Below are 20,155 nucleotides of genomic sequence, written 5' to 3'. Positions count from 1 at the left end.
GCGAGCCCCCTTTTTCAAAAGAAGGACGAACCCATGCACGACCCTGACCGACCACGAAACGCCGTACCCCCCATCGCCCGCCTCTGGGTGGCCGGGGCGCTGCTGGCCGGCCTCGGCGGATGTGCAAGCGTTGCGCCAGCGTCCCCAGAGGGCCTGGACGCGGCCGCGCACGATCCCTGGGAATCGGCCAACCGCAAGGTGTTTGCCTTCAACGACTCGGTGGACCGCGCGGTGGTCAAGCCGGTGGCGCAAGCCTATGTCCGTGCCGTGCCGGAGCCCGTCCGGGATTCGGTGGGCCACTTCTTTGGCAACCTGCAAGACGCTTGGTCGGCGGTGAACTGGGGCTTGCAGGCCCAGTTCGATCGGGGCATCGAGCAAGGCGCGAGGTTCGTCGTCAACAGCACCCTGGGCCTGGGGGGCTTGTTCGACGTGGGGCGGCACATGGGGCTCGCCAAGAGCTCGCAAGACTTCGGTCAGACCCTGGGCGTTTGGGGCTTTGCAGCGGGCCCTTACATGGTGCTGCCTTTGCTCGGGCCTTCCACCGTACGCGACAGCGTGGCGCTGCCGGTCAACATGGTGGCCACGGGGAGCAACTTCGTCGATGGCAAGGCCGCTCGAGCCGCCCTGACCGGGCTGGATCTGACCCGCCAGCGCTCGGCCTTCTTGGCGGCCGAGCGAACCATCGACAGCATCGCGCTCGACCGCTACACCTTCATCAGGGACGCCTACTTGCAGAGGCGAATGGCCCAGCGGGCGTTGACGAACGACAAGGACTTCGAAGCGATGACCGCGGGCGTGGAGCCGCCCCCTTCCCCGGCCTCGGGCCCCTGAGCGCCGCAGGTCACGGGCCGCGTCGCTCGCAGCCGGTGGCCGCCTCGGTGGCGGCCATCAAGCCCTCCAGTACCGCCAGCAGCGCGCCCACCGGCGCGGGCGCCGGCAGCGCGTAGGCCACAGCCTCCAGCGTGGACAGTTGGTGGGCCGATTGCGCCCGGCGAACTCGGTATCGCGTGGGCGGCACCGTCCCCAAGGGCCAGCGGGGCAGGGCCTGCAGCCAGGGGTTGCGGTGGAGCAGCAGTCGGCTCTTGCGCCAGGTGCCGTCCAGCACGTAGAGCCGCAGGCGCCCGGGCGGCGTGCCTTCGGGCAAGGGCGTGGCGCTGTCGCCGGGGTAAAGCAGGGCTTCGACCCGGCCCTCGGGGTTGGGCAGGGGGGCAAAGTCCTCGCCCACGTGAAGTTGGCAGGTCGCCAGGCTCAAGGTCAACAGCCTGGCCGTGCCCTTGACCTCGCCCTGTTCCAGCGGGTGCTGAAGGATCACCACCTCGGTGGGGTGGGCGAGCGCGGGACGGGGCACGCAGTGACAGAGACAACGCGCCCGCAGGCAGCGGGTGCAACGGCGTCGCCAACGCGCCGGGGCTTCGCCCGGCAAGGTCATGCCGCGGGCGTGGCGGCGGGGGGCTCCGCCATGAAGCGGAAGCTGTCCACGAACATGAAGTACAGCCCCGCGTAAAACACGCTGGCCATGAACAGCATCACCGGCATCACCAGCATCTGCAGCAGGGCCGGCGTGCCGAGCAGGCCGCTCACCACGCCCAGCACCAAGCTCACGGCCAAGAGCACCCCCAGCCACGCCAGGCCGTTGAGCACGAAGGCGGCCCGGTTGCGCCACAGCCCCACGGTGCTGGAGAACAACGCCTGCAGCGCCCCCTGACCGCCCCAGTGGACCAGCGCGGGGGCATGCCAGAACGGGACCGACAGCAGTACCGCCCCCATCAAGCGGATCAGCACGCCCAGCAGCAGGCGGTCGTTGCCCAACGCGGCCACCATCAGGTGCTGGGTCTGTTCGGCGGCATCGGGCGCGTTGGGTGCGATGGCGGTGAGCGCTTCTTCCAGATGCGCCATCGCCCCGCCGTCCACCCAATGCCCCAGCAGCATGATGCCCACGGTGCCCGTCACGTACAGCGCACCCAGGCTCAGCTGCGCCCGCGTGCGTTCCGCGCTGAGCTTGAACGGCTGCAGCCACAGCCCGAAGCCCAGGGGCCGCCCCTGCAAGGCTTGGTGGGTGTGGAGCATGTAGACGAGGGACAGCAGCGGCAGGCCGCCCAGGGCGAGGATGGGCCCCAGCACAGGCAACAGAGTGGCCACGAGCATGGCCACCAAGTACAGCGCCAACAGGGCCGAAAACGCCAGGGGCGCGCGGCGGAACACCGTCCAGCCTTGCGCCATCCAGCGCAGGCCTTGGGCGGCGGGAACGTGATGCAGGGTCAGGCGCATGCGGGGCGGGGGCGGGGTGATCACTGCGCGTGCCAGGGCTGGGCCCGGCGGTCGCGCAGCACGCGCTCGAAATGGCGCGGATCGTGGGGGGTGAGCATCTCGGCCGAGCGCGGGCGGTGCCAGTCGTCCAGCCGGCTGAGCCAAAAGCGCAGGGCGGCGGCGCGCAGCAAGCCAGGCAACAGGCGGTGCTCGGTGGGGCTCAAAGGGCGCTCGGCTTGGTAAGCAGCCACCAAGGCGGCGGCACGCGGCTCGATGAGGCGGCCGGTGGGCAGGTCGATGCACCAATCGTTCAGGCACACCGCCAGGTCGAACAACAAGGTGTCGACGCCCGCGAAGTAGAAGTCGAACACGCCGCTGAGCTGCTCACGACCCGGCAGGCCGTCGAACAAGGCGTTGTCGCGGAACAGGTCGGCATGCACGGCGCCGCTCGGCAGCTCTTGGTGGCTGCTGCTGGCGGCCAGCTCCAGTTGGAAACGCATTTCATCGCGCAGCAACTCGGCCTCGTCGGCGCTCAGCTTGGGCAGCAGCACCTGGGCCGTGGCTTGGCGCCAGGCCAGGCCGCGCAGGTTGGGCTGCCGCAGCGGGAAGTCGGCCACGGCGCGGTGCATGCGCGCCAGGGTTTGGCCCAGCTGTTCGCAATGCATGACGTCGGGCGCCAGTTGGTGGTGGCCGCGCAAGCGGCTGACCAAGGCCGTCGGTTTGCCGTGCAGGGTGAACAGCGTGTTGCCGCTGGCGTCGGCCATGGGCGCGGGCACCGGCAGGCCTTTGCGCGCCAGGTGCTGCATCAGGCCCAGGTAGAAGGGCAGTTGGGCGTGGGTCAGTCGCTCGAACACCGTGAGCACGTAACGCCCACCCTCTGCGTCCACGAAGAAATTGCTGTTCTCGATGCCGGCGGCGATGCCCGCCAAGCTGTGCAGCGACCCCAGGCCCAGCGTGCGCAGCAGGCCTTGGGCATCGGCTTCGGTGACAGGGGTGAAAACGGCCATCAGAAGCGCACCAAGGGCCAGACGGCCTGCCCCTCGCGGCGGGCGCCGCCTTGGGGTTCGGCCACGTAGCCGCTGCGGTGCGCGGCATCGGTGGCGCGTTGGCGGTCGGGGCCCACCAAGATTTCGTAAGCCGGCGCGCCGGACTTGGGCTTCACCACCACCTTGACCACCTCGCCCCGGTTGTTCAGCGTTTCTTCCACGACGTTCAGCGGGCCTTCCGTCACTCGCAGTCGGGTCACTTCACCGGCACAGCCCGCCACGCACCGCCGTTGGGGCGCGGCGGGTGCGGGGTGGCTGTCAGGGGCCGAGGCTGGCACAGGCGGGGTCAGTTGGCGCACATCGGGCGGAGCAGGCTGGGCCAGAGTCAGCAAGGGGGTGAGGGCCAGGGCGGCCGCGCTCCGGGCCGCCGGGCCGGCAAGGCGGCGCGTCATGCCCCCGATTTTAGGGAGCACCCCCCGACAATGGCCTCATGAGCGAACAACACAGCCCTTTGGTCCTGCTGGTGGACGGCAGCAGCTACCTGTACCGCGCCTTCCACGCCATGCCCGACTTGCGCGGCCCGGAAGGCCAGGCCACGGGCGCCGTGCACGGCATGGTGGCCATGCTCAAGCAACTGCGCGACCGCTACCCCGGCGCCCACGCCGCTTGCGTGTTCGACGCCAAGGGCCCCACCTTCCGCGACGCCTGGTACCCCGAGTACAAGGCCCAGCGCGCACCCATGCCGGATGGCCTGCGTGAGCAAATCCCGCTCATCCACGAGGTGGTGGCCTTGCTGGGCTGGCCCATCCTGGAGGTCCCCGGCATCGAGGCCGACGACGCCATCGGAACCCTGGCCCGCGTGGCCGAAGCCAGCGGCCACGAGGTGGTCATCAGCACGGGCGACAAGGACCTGGCCCAGTTGGTGACGCCGAAGGTGAGCCTGCTCAACACCATGAGCAACGAGCGCCTGGACGAGATGGGCGTGCTGGCCAAATTCGGCGTGCCGCCCAATCGCATCGTCGACTACTTGACCCTCATGGGCGACGCGGTGGACAACGTGCCGGGTGTGGAAAAGGTCGGCCCCAAGACGGCGGCGAAGTGGATCGGCGAGCACGGCAGCCTGGACGGAGTGATCGTCGCGGCCGCCAGCATCAAGGGCGTGGCCGGCGAGAACCTCCGCAAGGCCCTGGACTGGCTGCCGATGGGACGCCAGCTGGTCACCGTGAAGACCGATTGCGACCTGGGCGAGCACCTGAAGCCCTGGCCCTCGGTGGAGGGGCTGGCCTTTCAGCCGGTGAACCGCGGCGGCCTGCTGGACTTCTACACGCGCCACGGCTTCAAGACCTGGAGGCGGGAACTGGAGGGGGAGGGCGTGAGCGCGGCGCCACGTGCGCCGGTGGCGTCCGACCCGAACGAGGCGCTCCCGCCGCCCCCGCCGGTGCAAGACAAGCGCTACGAAACCATCACCACCTGGGAGCGCTTCGACGCTTGGGTGGCGCGCTTGCAAGCCGCCCCGCTGGTGGCGCTGGACACCGAGACGGATTCGCTCTCGAACATGGACGCTCGCATCGTCGGCCTGAGCTTTGCCGTGCGCGTGCCGGTCGGCGACGGGCCGCCCCTAGCCGACCGCGCCCCCTTGGGGGGTGGCGAAGCGGCAGCGGAGACTGGGGGCTTTGTGATCGAGGCCTGCTACATCCCCCTGCGCCACGCCGGCATGGACGCACCCGAGCAGCTGCCGCTCGACGAGGTGCTGAGCCGCCTCAAGCCCTGGCTGGAAGACGCGCAGCGGCCCAAGCTCGGTCAGCACGTCAAGTACGACACCCATGTGTTCGCCAACCACGGCATCGCCGTGCAGGGCTACGCGCACGACACCATGCTCGAAAGCTACGTGCTCGAAGCCCACAAGAGCCACAGCCTGGAGGCGCTGGCCGATCGCGAGCTGGGCCGCAAGGGCTTGAGCTACGAAGACTTGTGCGGCAAGGGCGTCAACCAAATTCCCTTCGCCCAGGTGGACGTGGCGCGCGCCGCCGAGTATTCGTGCGAAGACAGCGAGATGTGCCTGGGCGTCCACCAACGCCTGCACGAGCGCTTGGCGGCCGATGACAAGCTGCGCTTCGTGTACGAGCAGATCGAGATGCCCACCTCGGCCCTGCTGGCGCGCATCGAGCGGCACGGCGTGCTCATCGACGGCGCCATGCTGCAGCAGCAAAGCCACGAGCTGGGCCAGCGCTTGCTGGCGCTGGAGCAGGAGGTCTACGCCATCGCCGGGCAGCCCTTCAACATGGGCAGCCCCAAGCAGATCGGCGAGATCCTGTTCGGCAAGCTGGGCTTGCCCGTCAAGAAAAAGACCGCCACCGGCGCACCCAGCACCGACGAAGAGGTGCTGACCGAGTTGGCGCAAGACTTCCCGCTGCCGGCCAAGATCTTGGAGCACCGCAGCCTGGCCAAGCTCAAGGGCACCTACACCGACAAGCTGCCGCTGATGGTCAACCCCCACACCGGCCGTGTGCACACGCACTACGCCCAGGCCGTGGCGGTCACAGGTCGCCTGAGCAGCAATGACCCCAACTTGCAAAACATCCCGGTTCGCACGCCCGAGGGCCGCCGCATCCGCGAGGCTTTCGTGGCGCCGCCAGGGCACGTCATCGCCAGCGCCGACTACTCGCAGATCGAGCTGCGCATCATGGCCCACCTCAGCGAAGACCCGGCCATGCTGGCCGCCTTCGCCAGCGGCGAGGACATCCACAAAGCCACCGCCAGCCAGGTGTTCGGCACGGCGCTGGCCGAGGTGACCGGCGAGCAACGCCGGGCGGCCAAAGCCATCAACTTCGGCCTCATCTACGGCATGGGGGCGTTTGGCCTGGCCAGCCAGTTGGGCATCGACCCCAAGGCGGCCAAGGACTACATCGACCAGTACTTCGCCCGCTTCCAGGGCGTGCGCCGCTACATGGACGACACCCGCGCCCGGGCCAAGGCCAAGGGCTATGTCGAAACCGTGTTCGGTCGTCGCCTGTGGCTGCCCGAGATCAACAGCGGCAACGGCCCACGCCGCGCCGGCGCCGAGCGCCAAGCGATCAACGCGCCCATGCAGGGCACTGCGGCCGACCTCATCAAGCTGGCCATGCTGGCGGTGCAGCAAGCGCTGGACACCCAAGGCCTGGCCACGCGCATCGTCATGCAGGTGCACGACGAGCTGGTGTTCGAAGTGCCGCAAGACGAGGTGGTTTGGGTCCAGGACGAGGTGCCGCGCCTGATGGCGGGCGTGGCGGCGTTGAAGGTGCCGCTGCTGGCCGAGGTGGGGTTCGGCAAAAGTTGGGAGAGTGCGCATTGAAGCTGACCGGTAAACGCTGAGTGCGCATGGCGCGCCTCGTTGCTGGACTCCTGGTCAGCCTTGCACCTGCACCGGCCAAGGGCCATCGTCCGCCTACAAGTCCGATGGTTGAACGATGGACGTCCATCGCCCGGCGCTCCCCACGGACCAGGGTCATCATCTGTCGGACAGCCTTGGGGTACTCGGGCGCCGGCGAAGCGAAACGCTTCGTGTCGTTGGTAGAGGTTCTTAGGTTGGGGGCGCTCCCTCGCTCCACGGTGTCGGAAGATCTGTCAGTTTTCGGTGATTGGCGCACCGAACGCTACCCAAGTCATTGAATTTCAATGATTTTTTTGGATGGCTCAAGTATTGCTTTGTCAGGGTTTTCCACTCTGATGACGCGACTCGTGAAAAAGCATCTGACCTCGATTGCCTTGGCCGCCTTGACCGGCGTGTCGATGGCTGCCCCCTTGACCACCGGCTGGACTTCGGTGGGCGGCGCTGGCTCCTCGTCGACCGCCGACGGCAACATCAGCCTTGCACCGGGCGACCGAGCCTTTGTGTACGTGACCACCACCGGTGGCATCAACGGAGTAGGTCGCTTGAGCTCGGTGGACAACTCGTCGGCTACCGACGGCTCGACCGTGACCTCGGACGCCTTCACCGCGAAGGCTGGCGACATTCTTTCCTTCTACCTCAACTACATCACGTCGGACGGCGCGGGCTTCGCCGATTACGCCTGGGCCCAACTCGTGGCCTTGGGTGGTAGCGAGACATTGTTGTTCACTGCGCGGACCACGCCGGGCGGCAACACGGTTCCTGGGTTCGGTATGCCGGCCCCCTCGGTGTCTCTGGATCCCGCCAGCGTATCCATCTTCAGCGGTACGGCGTTTTCTGGTTTGGCGGGTGACAGCGGCCGATGCTATTCCTCGGGTTGCGGCCACACGGGTTGGGTCAAGGCCGAGTTCACCGTGGCCACTGCCGGCAGCTACTCGCTGCGCGCTGGTGTGACCAACTGGACCGACACGGCTTTTGACTCGGCGCTGGCGATCGCAGACGTGCGCATCGGCGGCATCTCCATCGACCCGGGCGTGGTGCCTGAGCCCGGCGCCTTGGCGCTGGCTGGTTTGGCGCTTTTGGGTGCTGGTCTGCGCCGTCGTCGCACCTGACGCCTCGGCGTACTCACTGAAAGAAGAAACACCCGGCTTGCCGGGTGTTTTGCTTTGAGGCGCTGGCAGCCTCAGCGCTGCCCCGTCCGGCGCCGTTCGGCGCGGCGGGCCAAAACGCTGCTGGCCACGCTGGCGGTGGCCGCCAAGCGCGATTGACGGGCTTGAAAGCGCAGATCGGCCAGGGTCATCCAGTCGCTGCAGCTGCGGCGGGCTTCACTGGCGCGGGCTGCACCAAACAGGATGCCAAAGCGGCCTTGCGTGTGGTCGCTGACGCGGCGCGTCAGACGCGCCAGCAGGGTCTTGACGGCTTCGTTGCTGGCGCCGCGCAGCAGCACGCAGGCCTGGCCGTCGCGCAAGGCGTAGACGGGCAAGCCCATGCGGACGAGCTCGTTGTAGGTCAGCTCTTGGCCTTCCACCAGGGGCGCCGACGCGCCGTTGGGCTCGGGCTTGAGGTGCACGTCGAGCAGCAGCAAGACGGTGTCTTCTCCGGCCCGGAGGACGACGGCATCGTGAGCTTCTTCCAGCGCGGTGCGCAGGTTGTGCCGGTCGCGGAGTTGCTGCTGCGTCAGGGCCCGGCTCTCCAGGCTTTCACGCTCCAACTGATCCAACCAGATGCCCACGTTCTTCTCCTTGATGTCGAAACCCGACCGCTCGGTCGGCCCGATGCGGCTTGTTGCGGCTGGATGCCGCGATGTCTGTATGCGCCGAGCCGCTCCTCAGCCACCCCGAGAGGATGATGTTTTTCGGCGCGGCGCGGAAGACGTGAAGGCTCCCCAACCTGGGGGGGACTGAGGTGCCCGAGCTACACTCGCACCCCCCTCATATGAACGTCCTGCACCTGCACCGTCGACCCCTGGTCTGGCTGGCCCTCGTGGCCGTTCTGGCCACGGCCCTGATGCCTTCGATGGCGCGTGCGTGGGTGGGCGCGCAGGCTGGGCCGGGGCAGGCGGGCTGGGTCGAGGTGTGCACGGCACAAGGCACCCGGTGGGTGCAGGTGGGGCAGGATGGAGAACCTGGCAACGCCTTGGCCCTGGCCGATGTGTGCGATTTCTGCCCCCTCCAGGCCCATTTGTTGCCAGCTCCCAGCCCCACGGCGTGCGCTTGTTTGCCAGCGCCTTTGGCGGATGTGCCGCCCCTGTTCGAGCAGGCGCCCTACCGGCTGGCGGTTTGGTGCAGCGCCAGCCCCCGAGGCCCGCCCCCGTCGCTCTGACCTGATCTGAGCGAACACCGGGCGCCACCGCGCCCGGGTTCTCCCGCCACCGCGACCCGAGGCCTCCAGGGGGCTCGGGGTTCGCTCTGGGAGCTTCCTTTGTCGACGACTGTCTTGGCGAGCGGCCGTGCCGCGTCGCGCGCGGCGCTGTGGCGCCTGCACGGTTGGGCCGCCCTTCTGGCCTCGCCCTTTTTGATCGTGGCTGCTTTGACCGGCTTGGTTTACGTGCCAACCCCGCAGGTCGAAGCTTGGCAGCATGGCCACTTGGATGCCGTGTCTCCCGGCCCCTGGCAGCCCCTGGAGGGCTTGGTGGCGGCAGCGCAGCGCGCTGCTCCAGAGGGCACCGTGCTGCAGCACGTGACGCCGCCCGCGGTGCCTGGCGAAAGCCTGCGCGTGCGCTTTGCCGCCCACCACCGACCCACTGGCGGCGAGCACGCGCACAGCCCGGGAGGCGGCCCGGTCGACGTCTTCGTCGACCCGGGCACTGGCGCCGTGCTGGGCGTTCAGGCTGAGTCCGAGCGCTTCGGCCACTGGGCCAAAAACCTGCACTCGCGCCTGCTGCAAAGCGAGGCTTGGCGCTGGGCCATCGAGTGGGCGGCCACCTGCTTGCTGGTGATGCTCGTGACCGGCGTCGCGCTGGCCTGGCCGGTGCTGGGCAGTGTCCTCAGGCCTGCCCTGGGCCGTGCCCGACGCTGGCACCTTGGTGTGGGTGTGGCGTTGGCGGGCTTGAGCCTGGTGATCGTCTTGACGGGGCTGACCTGGAGCCAAACCGCCGGCACGCAGATTCGCGCGCTGCGCGACGCCACAGGCCAAGCGCCGCCGCGCATGCCCAAAGAGCTGCGCAGCGAGCCTGTGCAGGCCGGTGCCCCCGTCCTCGGCTGGGACGCCGTCTGGGCCCAGGCACGACGCGAGGCCCCGTCACAGCGCTTGCAGATTGCGCCGCCGCGCGGGGCTTCGGGCGTTTGGCGCATCGGCACACCGGACCGCGATCGGCCCTGGGCCCGCGTGGAACTGGCCTTGCATGCACAAAGCGGCCGCGTGCTCTGGCGCAGCACTTGGGCCGACCAAACTGCCTTCAGCAAGGCCACGGCCATCGGCATCCCCTTTCATCGGGGCGAGTTTGGCCTCTGGAACCAGGCGCTGTTGGCCGTGTTTGGCTTAGGCGTGGTGGTCTCCACAGTCACCGGCTGGGCCATGTGGTGGCGCCGCCGCTCTGCAGGCGGGCCCGTGCTGTTGCGTCCCGCGGCTTGGGTCGATGTGCGCTGGCGCTGGCCCGTTTTGACTGCCGCGATAGCGCTGTGCGCCTTGGTGCCCTTGATGGCCGCCTTCTTGGCTGCCGTCCTTCTGCTGGAAGTACTCCCCCCGCCGCGGGCTTGAGTCCTCCCCCAATCCCTTTCTTGTTGGAAATCTCATGAATCTTCATCATCCCTTGCGCGCCGCGTTTGCGTTGACCCTGTGTGCCTCCGCCGTGGCGGCCCTGGCCCAAGAGGCCGCTCCCAATGGCGAACTGCCTGCCGATGACACCCGCGTTGAAAAACTCGGCAAGGTCACGGTTGCAGGCGGTCGTGTCACGACCTTGCCCACCACCCTGCCCACGACGATCGAAGGCATCAAAGCCGAACGCATCGACCGCGTCATCAACGCCACCGACAGCGCCGACGCCTTGAAGTATTTCCCCAGCCTGTTGGTTCGCAAGCGCTACATCGGCGACTACGACCACGCCGTGCTGTCCACGCGCGCCAGCGGCACGGGCAACAGCGCCCGCTCGCTGATTTATGCCGACGGCATCTTGCTGAGCAACCTCCTGGGCAACGGCGCCAGCTTCACCCCGCGATGGGGCCTGGTCACGCCCGAAGAGATCGCCCGCGTGGACGTGCTCTACGGCCCCTTCAGCGCCGCCTACCCGGGCAACAGCGTCGGCGCGGTGGTCGACTACATCACCCGCATGCCCGAACAGTTCGAAGCGCACGGCAAGCTCACCTATGCGCAGCAGCACTACACGCTGTACCGCACCGACGACACGCCGAAGACGAAGCAAGGCAGCGTTTCTCTGGGCGACAAGTGGGGCGACTGGAGCTGGTGGTTCAACGTCAGCCGCCAAGACAGCCAAAGCCACCCGCTGGTCTACGCCACCCGCACGCCGTCTACGGCCAACCCCGCCACCGGCGCCACCGTGGCAACCGGCGCGGTGGCCGAGCTGAACCGTTTCAACCAGCCCTGGCTGCTGATCGGCACCACCAACCATGCCGACACCCAGCAAGATCACGCCAAGGTCAAGCTGGCCTGGCAGGTGGCGCCGGGGCTGAAGGCCAGCTACACCCTTGGCTTGTGGGAAAACACGGTGGCCCGCCGTAGCGAAGGCTGGCTGAGCGACGCCTCCGGCACCCGGATCGAGCTCAACCCGGCGAACCTACCGAGCAGTGGCAGCCGAGCCGTGAGCCTGGACGGCAAGGGTTACACCTTGACGGCTGCCGACTTCGGCCAAACCCGCGAGAGCTTGCAGCACGTGATGCACGGCCTGGCCCTGCGCCAAGCCACCGGCGGCAACTTCGACTGGCAATTGGCCGCCAGCCGCTACGACTACCGCCAAGACCAGGTGCGCGCCTGGGCGCCTACCACCGGTGCCGCCTTCAACCCGAACGCCGGCCGCCTGACCGACCAGAACGGCACCGGCTGGAACACCTTGGCTGCACGTGGCACCTGGCGCGGCTTGCCCGACCACGTCATCGAGTTCGGTGTTCAGCGCGAAGCGGCCCAGCTGCGAAACGCCGTGAGCACCATCGCCGAATGGACGGCGGGCATGCCAAGCGGATCCCCCGTGTCGCGCTTCGAGGGCAATACGGCACTCAACAGTTTGTGGTGGCAAGACGCGGTGGCCCTGGGCGATCACTGGCAGGCCGTGTTCGGCATCCGGGGCGAAAACTGGTCGGCCAGTCGCGGCCTCACCGCCAACGGCGCAGCGGTGTTCCAACATCCCGCGCGCAAAATCAGCGCGCTGTCGCCCAAGTTCGCGATTGGCTGGGCCTTCAGCGACGAAGGCACGCTGCGCCTGTCCACCGGCCGCGCGGTGCGATTCCCCACCGTCAGCGAGCTTTTTCAAGGTGGTGTGAACGCCAGCACAGGGGCGCTGACCAATGGCGACCCCAATCTCAAGCCCGAGCGCTCGCAAACCACCGACCTCAGTGCCGACTGGAAGCTGTCGGTGGGCACGCTCCGCGCCACCGTGTTCCACGAGGCCACGCGCGATGCGCTCTACAGCCAGACCAACACCACCGTCACTCCTAACGTCACCAACATCCAGAACGTCGACCGCATCCGCACCTGGGGCGTGGAGCTGGCCGCGGCGCTGAACGACGCCGTGGTCCGGGGCCTGGACCTGAGCGCCAGCGTCACCTTCGCCGACTCGGTCATCACCGCCAACGCCAAATTCCCGGCCTCGGTGGGCAAGTGGCAGCCGCGCGTGCCGCGTTGGCGCGCCAACGCCGTGGCCAGCTACCGCTGGATTGATGCGCTGAGCACCACCCTGGGCCTGCGCTACGGCGGCCAGCAGTTCAACAGCCTGGACAACACCGACCCCAACGGCGCCCGCTACCAAGGCGCCAGCCCGTTCTTGGTGCTGGACGCCCGCGTTCGCGTCAAGGTCAACAAAACCTGGAGCGCAGCGCTGGGCGTGGACAACCTCAACAATGAGGTTTACTGGAACTTCCATCCTTACCCCGCGCGCACTTGGGTGGCCGAGTTGCGCTTTGACCTGTGATCCCTCTCCCTTCTGAACTTGGAATGCTCCCCATGAAAGCCATTGCCTTCGCCCTCGGGCTGATCGCCGCGACTGCCCACGCCCAAACCACCGCCACCGACCCTTGGGTGCGCGGCACCGTGGCCCAGCAAAAGGCCACGGGCCTGTTCGTGCAACTGACCTCAGCTCAGGGAGGCAAGCTCGTGTCGGCCACGTCGCCAGTCGCGGGTGTCGTTGAAATCCACGAAATGGCCATGGTCGGCGACGTGATGAAGATGCGCCAGATTCCTGCGTTGGCCCTGCCCGCCGGGCAGGCTGTGGCGCTCAAGCCGGGCGGCTATCACCTCATGCTGATCGGTTTGAAGCAAGCGCTGAAACCGGGTGACACCGTGCCCGTGAGTTTGGTCATCGAGCGTCAAGACGGCCAGCGTGAGACGCTGAACCTGCAAGCCCCGGTGCGCGCGCTGGGGGCTGCCCCCGCGAAACACGGGCATTGAGCGCCGCGGTGGTGCAGACGGCGCGGGCAGAATCCCGCCCCACATGAACCTCCCCTACGAACTGCAAATCGGCTGGCGCTACCTGCGCGCTGGCCGTGGCGGGCGCCGCAACGCCTTCATCTCCTTCATCTCAGGCGTGTCCATGGTGGGCATCGCGCTGGGGGTGGCCGCGCTGATCATCGTGCTGTCGGTGATGAACGGCTTCCAAAAGGAGGTGCGCGATGCCATGCTCAGCGCCATCGCGCATGTGGAAGTGACGCGCTACGACGGCGGCCCGGCGCAAGACTGGGCAGCCTTGGCGGCGGTGGCCCAGCGCGATGCTCGCGTGACCGGCGCTGCCCCGTTCGTGGGCAGCCAGGCCCTGCTGGCGCGGGGCGAGGACATGCGCGGCGTGATGGTGCGCGGCGTCGATCCTGCGCTGGAACCCACGGTCACCCCCATGGCGCAAAAGGCGCCGGGCTTGAGCGAGCTGGCGCCCAAGTCCTGGCGCATCCTCGTCGGCCAAGAACTGGCGCGGCAACTGGCCCTGCAGGCGGGCGACTCGGTCACCCTGCTGGCGCCGGGCGGCAACGTCACCCCCGCCGGCTTGATGCCGCGTTCGCGCACCTTCACGGTGGCCGGCATCTTCCAAGCCGGCCATTACGAGTACGACGCCGGGCTCGTGATGATGCACATCGACGACGCGGCCCTGTTCTTCCGCACCGGCGGCCCCAGCGGCGTGCAGCTGCGTTTGGCCGACCTGCACCAAGCCCGCTCGGTTGGCGACGCGCTGCAGCAGCAGGTGGGCCCCGACTGGCGCCTGCGCGACTGGACCCGCGCCAACCCCACCTGGTTCGCCGCCGTGCAGGTGGAGAAACGCATGATGGGCATCATCCTCACGCTCATCGTGGCCGTGGCCGCTTTCAACCTGGTCAGCACCCTGGTGATGGTGGTGACCGACAAGCAGAGCGACATCGCCATCCTGCGCACCCTGGGCGCCACGCCGCGCAGCATCCAAGGCATCTTCGTGCTGCAGGGCGCGTTCGCCGGGGTCATCGGCACCGCCGTGGGCGTGGGCCTGGGCCTGCTGGTGGCCTTCAACGTGGACGTCATCGTGCCCGCCATCGAGCACCTGCTGGGCGCCAAGTTCCTGCCGGCCAACATCTACCTGATCAACCGCATGCCCAGCGACCCGCAAATGGGCGACGTGGTCCCGATTGCCCTGGTTTCGCTGACGCTGTCCCTCCTGATGACCCTGTACCCGAGCTGGCGCGCCGCCCGCGTGCAACCCGCCCAGGCCCTGCGCTATGAGTGACCTTGTTTTGCAAGCCCTCGGCCTGGGGCAGCGCTTTGTGGAAGGCCCGCTGGACGTGCAAGTGCTGAAGGACCTGGACTTCGCCGTTGCCCGGGGCCAAACCGTCGCCATCGTCGGCGCCAGCGGCTCGGGCAAGAGCACCTTGCTGCACCTGCTCGGCGGCCTGGAAGTGCCCACCGCCGGCCGCGTGCTGCTCAAGGGGAAAGACCTGGCGCAGCTGGGGCAAACCGAACTCGGCGCCTGGCGCAACCAGCACCTGGGCTTCGTCTACCAGTTCCACCACCTGCTGCCCGAGTTCTCGGCGCTGGACAACGTGGCCATGCCCCTGCGCATCCGCCGCGTGCCCGTGCCCGAAGCTCAGGCCCAGGCCCGGGCGATGCTGGCCCGCGTGGGCCTGGGCGAGCGCGTGCTGCACCGCCCGGCCGAGCTGAGCGGCGGCGAGCGCCAGCGCGTGGCCATCGCGCGTGCGCTGGTCACGAAGCCGGCCTGCGTGTTGGCCGATGAGCCCACGGGTAACCTCGACCGCGAGACGGCCGACGGCGTGTTCGCCCTGATGCTGGAAGCCGCCCGCGAGCAAGGCACGGCCTTCGTGCTCGTCACCCACGACCAAGACCTGGCCGCCCGCTGCGAACAGCGCTGGCTGCTGAAAGGCGGACGCCTGCAATGAGCACCCCTTCCTACATCCTCAAGCTCAGCTGCCCCGACGGCCCGGGCATCGTCCACGCCGTCACCGGCGTGCTGCTGGCACACCAAGGCAACATCCTGAGCAGCGCCCAGCACGGCGACGCCGACACGCGGCGCTTCTTCATGCGCATCGCGTTTGAAAGCCCGTCCGGCCTGGATGCGCTGCGCGAGGCCTTCGCGCCGCTGGCGGCGCAGCGCGGCATGGACTGGGAGCTGGTGGACGCCACGCGCAAGGCCCGCGTGCTCATCCTGGTCAGCAAGTTCGGGCATTGCTTGAACGACATCCTGTTCCGCGTGGCCACGCAGCACCTGCCCATCGAGGTGGTGGCCATCGCCAGCAACCACCGCGACTTCTACCAACTCGCGGCCAGTCACAACATCGCCTTCCACCACTTCCCGCTGCTCAACGCCACGCCCGAGCAGAAGGCCGCCCAAGAGCGCAAGCTCATCGAGCTGATCGACGAGCAGCAGGTCGACCTCGTGGTGCTGGCGCGCTACATGCAAATCCTTTCGCCCGCCCTGTGCGAAAAGCTCGCCGGCCGCGCCATCAACATCCACCACAGCTTCCTGCCCAGCTTCAAGGGCGCGCGGCCCTACCACCAGGCCTTCGAGCGCGGCGTCAAGCTCATCGGCGCCACGGCGCATTACGTGACCGGCGACCTCGACGAGGGCCCGATCATTGAGCAAGAGGTCAGCCGCATCGACCACTCCTACGGCCCCGAGCAACTCGCCGCCGTAGGCCGCGACACCGAATGCCTGGCCCTGGCCCGTGCCATCCAATGGCACGCCGAGCACCGGGTGCTGTTGAACGGCAAGCGGACGGTGGTGTTTCGCTGAGCACGGGCCGGGGCGCCGATTCGCATGTGGATCGACACCCACTGCCACTGGGACGCCCCTGAGTTCGCCGCCGACCGCGACGCCGTGTTGGCCCGCGCCCAGGCCGCGGGCGTCCGCACCGTCGTGGTGCCCACCGTGCAAGCCCGCGATTGGCCCGTCACCCAGACCATGTGCCGGGCCGCAGGCCAGCCCTATGCCTTGGGCATCCACCCGCTGTTCACGCCCAAGGCCACCGACGACGACTTGGTCTTGCTGGACGCCGCGCTTGCCAACGCCCAAGGCGACCCGCTGCTTGTCGCCGTGGGCGAGATCGGCCTGGACTTCTTCGTGCCGGGCCTGGACGCGGAGCGCCAGCAGCACTTCTACTTGGCGCAGTTGAAGCTGGCCAAGCGCCACGGCTTGCCCGTGATCCTGCACGTGCGCCGCAGCGCCGATCAACTCTTGGGCGGCCTTCGCCGCGTCGACTTGCGCACGGGCGGTATCGCCCACGCCTTCAACGGCAGCGCCCAGCAGGCACAAGGCTTTGCTGACTTGGGCTTCGCCTTGGGCTTTGGCGGCGCCTTGACCTTCGAGCGCGCGCTGAACTTGCGCCGCCTGGCCGCCACCCTGCCGGCCGAGAGCCTGGTGCTGGAGACCGACGCGCCCGACATCCCGCCGCAGTGGCTGTACCGCACGGCAGTGGCGCGGGCCGCAGGGCAGGGCAGTGGGCGCAACGAACCGGCCGAGTTGCCGCGCATCGCCCACACCTTGGCCGAGCTGCGCGGTTGGTCCTTGGCCGAGACTGCCGCCTTCACCAGCGCCAACGCCCGCCGCGTGCTGCCCAAGCTCGCGTCTCTGCTTCCGTGCGGCTGAGCGGCTTGGCCCCGGTGTGGCGGGCCGACGCGCGCTTGTTGATCCTGGGCAGCTTCCCCGGCGCTGCCAGCCTGCAGGCTCAGCAGTACTACGCCCACCCGCGCAACACCTTTTGGCCGGCGATCGCCTTGCTCCTGAACCTGCCGGACCTGCCCCAGCGCCCCTACCTCGAGCGCCTGCAGGCGCTGGTCGAGCACCGCATCGCCCTGTGGGACGCGGTGGCCGCCTGCGAACGCTCCGGCAGCCTGGACGCCGACATCCGAGCGGCCGAACCCAGCGACCTGCCCTCGCTCGTGGCGCGGCTTCCGGACCTGCGGGCCATCGCTTGCAACGGCGCCGCGGCGCACCGGCAAGCGAGCGCCTTGTTGCCGGGCCGCGTGCTGCTGCGCCTGCCGTCCACGAGCCCCGCCCATGGCAGCCGCTCGCCAGCTGACAAGGGCGCCGAGTGGGCCCGCGCCCTGCGGCCCTGGCTGTGATGGGCGGGGCGCGCTAGAGTCCGCGCCCCGATCGAAAGAGCTCTGCATGGCCACCGACGACCTGCCCGATGTCACCGTTTCCGAGTTCATGGGCGTGCGCTCACTGCATCTGGATTCGATCTGGGTGCAAGGTTCCATGCGCGTGAGCAAGCCGCTGGCGCTGGAGCTGAGCTACGTGCAACGCATGATGGCCCCGCTGCTGTGGCAAGCGCCGTCCACGTGGCGAACCGGGCGCTGCGTGCAACTCGGCTTGGGCGCCAGCGCGCTGACCAAGTTCTGCCACCAGGTGCTGGGCCGGCCCACGACGGCGGTCGAGATCCACCCCGGCGTGCTGGCCGCCTGCCGCCAGTACTTCGCGTTGCCGCCCAACGGCGATGGCCTGGAGGTGGTGCTGCAAGACGCCGGCGCCTGGGCCCGCGACCCGGCGAACCACGGCTCCGTGGACATGCTGCACGTGGACCTGTACGACCACGAGGCCGCGGCCCCCGTGCTGGACGACGCCGACTTCTACGCCGCCTGCCGCGCTTTGCTCGCCCCCGGTGGCGCCATGGCCGTCAACCTTTTCGGCCGCCGCGCCAGCTTTGCCGACAGCTGTGCGCGCATGGCGCAGGCCTTTGGTGCTGACCGCGTATGGCGCTTGGCGGCCACCAAAGAGGGCAACACCGTGGTGGTGGCCACCCGGGAAACCCCGCTGCCGGATGGCCCCGAACTGAAAAGGCGCGCCACTAACATGGACAGCGCCCTTGGGTTGAAGGCGCAGCCCTGGCTGCGCGGCCTGAAGGCGGTTTGAGCACGAAGCGCATGCCCTCCTCGTCCCATCGCTCCCCCAAGCCTGCCCCCGCCGTCCCGCACCGGCTGGAGTGGCGCGAGTTGCTGCGCGCCATGCAGGCCGAAGGCTTGGTCAGCGCCGACACCGCGAAGGCCACCGAAGCCCGCTTCGGCGCGGGCGACAGCAGCTTGCACCCCATCGTCCGGCTGGGGCGCGCGGGTTTGGTTCGGCAAGCCGATGGCAAGCCGCTGGACATCGAGTTGCTGACGGAGTGGCTGGCCGGCCACGTCAAGCTGCCTTATCTGCGCATCGACCCGCTCAAGGTCGACGTCGGCCGTGTGGCCGAGGTGATGAGCGGCGCTTACGCCGAAAAGCACCGTTGCCTGCCCGTGGCCATGGGCCTGACCGACGTCACCATCGCCACCTGCGAGCCTCTTGACGTCGCCTGGGTGGCTCAAATCGAGGGGCACAGCCGCAAGACGGTGAAGCTGGTGGTGTCCAGCCCGCTCGACATCAACCGCTACATCACCGAGTTTTTCACCCTGGCCAAGTCGGTCAAGGCGGCGGCCAAAAGCAGCGAAAGTGGGTCGCAGGCCAGCTTCGAGCAGTTGGTGGAGCTGGGCAAGAGCAACAAGCAGCTCGACGCCAACGACCAGGGCGTGGTGCAGGTGGTGGACTGGCTGTGGCAATACGCCTTCGACCAGCGCGCCAGCGACATCCACCTGGAGCCCCGGCGCGAGATGGGCGTCATCCGCTTCCGCATCGACGGGGTGCTCCACCCGGTGTACCAACTGCCAGCGCCGGTGATGGCCGCCATGGTGGCGCGCATCAAGCTGCTGGGCCGCATGGACGTCGTGGAACGTCGCCGCCCGCTGGATGGCCGCATCAAAACCCGCAACCCCGCCGGCGAAGAGGTGGAAATGCGGCTGGCCACCCTGCCCACGGCCTTCGGCGAAAAGCTGGTGATGCGCATCTTTGACCCCGACAACGCGGTCAAGACCCTCGACCAGTTGGGCTTCAACCGCCACGATGTCGAGCGCTGGCAGCAACTCATGGCCCAGCCCAACGGCATCGTGCTGGTCACCGGCCCCACCGGCTCGGGCAAGACCACCACGCTGTACAGCACGCTCAAGCGCCTGGCCACAGAGGAGGTCAACGTCTGCACCATCGAAGACCCGATCGAAATGATCGAGCCGGCCTTCAACCAAACCCAGGTGCAGCAGCAGCTGGAGTTCGGCTTCGCCGAGGGCGTGCGCGCGCTGATGCGCCAAGACCCCGACATCATCATGGTGGGCGAAATCCGCGACCTGGAAACCGCCGAGATGGCGGTGCAAGCCGCGCTTACCGGGCATTTGGTGTTCTCCACGCTGCACACCAACGACGCCGTGTCGGCCGTCACCCGCTTGGTCGATTTGGGCGTGCCTCGCTACCTCATCGGCGCCACCCTCATTGGCGTGCTCGCACAGCGCCTGGTGCGCACCCTGTGCCCCCACTGCAAACAACCCGACGACCGCGTCACCCCCGAGTTGCTCACCGAAGCCGCCAAACCTTGGCGTGTGAACACCGTGCGCAACGCCTACAAGCCGGTGGGCTGCCTGGAGTGCCGCCACACCGGCTACCGCGGTCGGGCCGGCCTGTACGAATTGCTGACGCTGGACGAAACCCTGAGGCAGCAACTGATCACCGAAACCAACCTGGCCGCGCTGCGCCGCACGGCCACCCAACAGGGCCTTCGCAGTTTGCGGCTGGCGGGAGTGCGCAAGGTGTCCGAGGGGCAGACCACCCTCGAAGAAGTGCTGCGCAGCACCCCCAACTGGGACGTCTGAGCGCCGCCCTCGGGTCAAGCCCTTTCTGAGCCTAGGGCTTCCCCTCAGGGTGAGCCCGATGAAGGAAAACCTGCTCCCCGAGGTCTCGCCCCCTGGGACAGACTCCGGCTTGCGACTGGGCGGCGGCATGGGGCCTCCGACCCGCGCCGACGAGGACCGATGGCCATCCTTCAGATCGTGCTCTCCGGGGTGGCCCAAGGCTGCATCTACGGACTGATCGCCCTGGGCTTTGTGCTCATCTACAAGGCGACCGAAACCGTCA

Annotated in this window: 19 protein-coding genes and 1 pseudogene; 15 read left to right on the top strand and 5 right to left on the bottom strand. The window is 68.4% G+C overall.

What is annotated here, in order from left to right; genetic code table 11:
• The first annotated feature begins 33 nt into the window (after positions 1-33).
• Positions 34-831: a VacJ family lipoprotein gene (locus O9335_RS16655; RefSeq protein ID WP_298390314.1), complete on the top strand. Its 798-nt coding sequence runs from the start codon at positions 34-36 to the stop codon at positions 829-831.
• A 10-nt stretch (positions 832-841) separates the two neighbouring features.
• Here the strand turns inward: O9335_RS16655 and O9335_RS16650 are convergent, their stop codons facing one another.
• From O9335_RS16650 to O9335_RS16635, 4 genes are read right to left on the bottom strand one after another with little or no spacing between them, the layout of a single operon-like run.
• On the bottom strand, positions 842-1,429 hold the full coding sequence (locus O9335_RS16650; protein ID WP_298390310.1) for a tRNA-uridine aminocarboxypropyltransferase: 588 nt from the start codon (positions 1,427-1,429) through the stop codon (positions 842-844).
• Entirely contained in the window at positions 1,426-2,268 is an 843-nt protein-coding gene (locus O9335_RS16645) for a BPSS1780 family membrane protein (RefSeq protein ID WP_298390307.1), read from the bottom strand. Before O9335_RS16645 ends, O9335_RS16650 begins: the two co-directional genes overlap by 4 nt.
• Positions 2,269-2,288: 20 nt before the next feature.
• Positions 2,289-3,254 (bottom strand): homoserine kinase, encoded by a 966-nt coding sequence (locus O9335_RS16640; protein ID WP_298390304.1) that lies wholly within the window; start codon positions 3,252-3,254, stop codon positions 2,289-2,291.
• Positions 3,254-3,685 (bottom strand): hypothetical protein, encoded by a 432-nt coding sequence (locus O9335_RS16635; protein WP_298390301.1) that lies wholly within the window; start codon positions 3,683-3,685, stop codon positions 3,254-3,256. The genes O9335_RS16640 and O9335_RS16635 overlap by 1 nt, the downstream gene beginning before the upstream one ends.
• A gap of 38 nt (positions 3,686-3,723) precedes the next feature.
• Here O9335_RS16635 and polA point away from each other — a divergent pair, with 38 nt between their 5' ends.
• Both polA and O9335_RS16625 read left to right on the top strand, forming a co-directional pair.
• Positions 3,724-6,564: a DNA polymerase I gene (gene polA, locus O9335_RS16630; protein WP_298390299.1), complete on the top strand. Its 2,841-nt coding sequence runs from the start codon at positions 3,724-3,726 to the stop codon at positions 6,562-6,564.
• 386 nt (positions 6,565-6,950) lie between these two features.
• Complete coding sequence (locus O9335_RS16625; RefSeq protein WP_298390296.1) at positions 6,951-7,712, top strand: NF038132 family protein; 762 nt, start codon at positions 6,951-6,953, stop codon at positions 7,710-7,712.
• Positions 7,713-7,783: 71 nt separating this feature from the next.
• Here O9335_RS16625 and O9335_RS16620 read toward each other — a convergent pair whose 3' ends face one another.
• On the bottom strand, positions 7,784-8,332 hold the full coding sequence (locus O9335_RS16620; protein WP_298390293.1) for a hypothetical protein: 549 nt from the start codon (positions 8,330-8,332) through the stop codon (positions 7,784-7,786).
• Between the two features lie 203 nt (positions 8,333-8,535).
• On the opposite strand from O9335_RS16620, the gene O9335_RS16615 reads away from it, so the two are divergent.
• The 12 genes and pseudogenes from O9335_RS16615 to O9335_RS16560 all read left to right on the top strand — a co-directional run.
• Positions 8,536-8,922, top strand: coding sequence for a DUF2946 family protein (locus tag O9335_RS16615; protein ID WP_298390290.1), 387 nt, complete (start codon positions 8,536-8,538; stop codon positions 8,920-8,922).
• A gap of 99 nt (positions 8,923-9,021) precedes the next feature.
• The gene (locus O9335_RS16610; RefSeq protein ID WP_298390287.1) at positions 9,022-10,299 is read left to right on the top strand and encodes a PepSY domain-containing protein; all 1,278 of its coding nucleotides are present in this window, start codon (positions 9,022-9,024) and stop codon (positions 10,297-10,299) included.
• Between the two features lie 34 nt (positions 10,300-10,333).
• Positions 10,334-12,679, top strand: coding sequence for a TonB-dependent receptor (locus tag O9335_RS16605; protein WP_298390284.1), 2,346 nt, complete (start codon positions 10,334-10,336; stop codon positions 12,677-12,679).
• A gap of 32 nt (positions 12,680-12,711) precedes the next feature.
• On the top strand, positions 12,712-13,155 hold the full coding sequence (locus tag O9335_RS16600; RefSeq protein ID WP_298390281.1) for a copper chaperone PCu(A)C: 444 nt from the start codon (positions 12,712-12,714) through the stop codon (positions 13,153-13,155).
• 43 nt (positions 13,156-13,198) lie between these two features.
• A complete protein-coding gene (locus tag O9335_RS16595) occupies positions 13,199-14,449 on the top strand; it encodes a lipoprotein-releasing ABC transporter permease subunit (RefSeq protein WP_298390278.1) in 1,251 nt (416 codons plus the stop codon).
• A complete protein-coding gene (locus tag O9335_RS16590) occupies positions 14,442-15,116 on the top strand; it encodes an ABC transporter ATP-binding protein (RefSeq protein WP_298390275.1) in 675 nt (224 codons plus the stop codon). Before O9335_RS16595 ends, O9335_RS16590 begins: the two co-directional genes overlap by 8 nt.
• Positions 15,113-15,970, top strand: a complete 858-nt coding sequence (gene purU / locus O9335_RS16585) for a formyltetrahydrofolate deformylase (RefSeq protein WP_298390272.1) — start codon at positions 15,113-15,115, stop codon at positions 15,968-15,970. The genes O9335_RS16590 and purU overlap by 4 nt, the downstream gene beginning before the upstream one ends.
• Positions 15,971-15,994: 24 nt before the next feature.
• A complete protein-coding gene (locus O9335_RS16580) occupies positions 15,995-16,822 on the top strand; it encodes a TatD family hydrolase (RefSeq protein WP_298390269.1) in 828 nt (275 codons plus the stop codon).
• Complete coding sequence (locus tag O9335_RS16575) at positions 16,813-17,298, top strand: DNA-deoxyinosine glycosylase (protein ID WP_298390266.1); 486 nt, start codon at positions 16,813-16,815, stop codon at positions 17,296-17,298. The genes O9335_RS16580 and O9335_RS16575 overlap by 10 nt, the downstream gene beginning before the upstream one ends.
• 46 nt (positions 17,299-17,344) lie before the next feature.
• The gene (locus tag O9335_RS16570) at positions 17,345-18,088 is read left to right on the top strand and encodes a spermidine synthase (RefSeq protein WP_298390263.1); all 744 of its coding nucleotides are present in this window, start codon (positions 17,345-17,347) and stop codon (positions 18,086-18,088) included.
• 11 nt (positions 18,089-18,099) lie between these two features.
• Entirely contained in the window at positions 18,100-19,893 is a 1,794-nt protein-coding gene (locus O9335_RS16565) for a GspE/PulE family protein (protein ID WP_298390260.1), read from the top strand.
• 159 nt (positions 19,894-20,052) lie between these two features.
• Positions 20,053-20,155 (top strand): annotated as a pseudogene (locus O9335_RS16560) (branched-chain amino acid ABC transporter permease); the annotation flags it as partial.

Origin of the sequence: Inhella sp., assembly GCF_027532025.1 — a bacterium.
Classification (GTDB): Bacteria; Pseudomonadota; Gammaproteobacteria; order Burkholderiales; family Burkholderiaceae_C; genus Inhella.
Note: the sequence above shows the minus strand (reverse complement) of the source record. Positions and strands in the feature narration are given on the sequence as shown.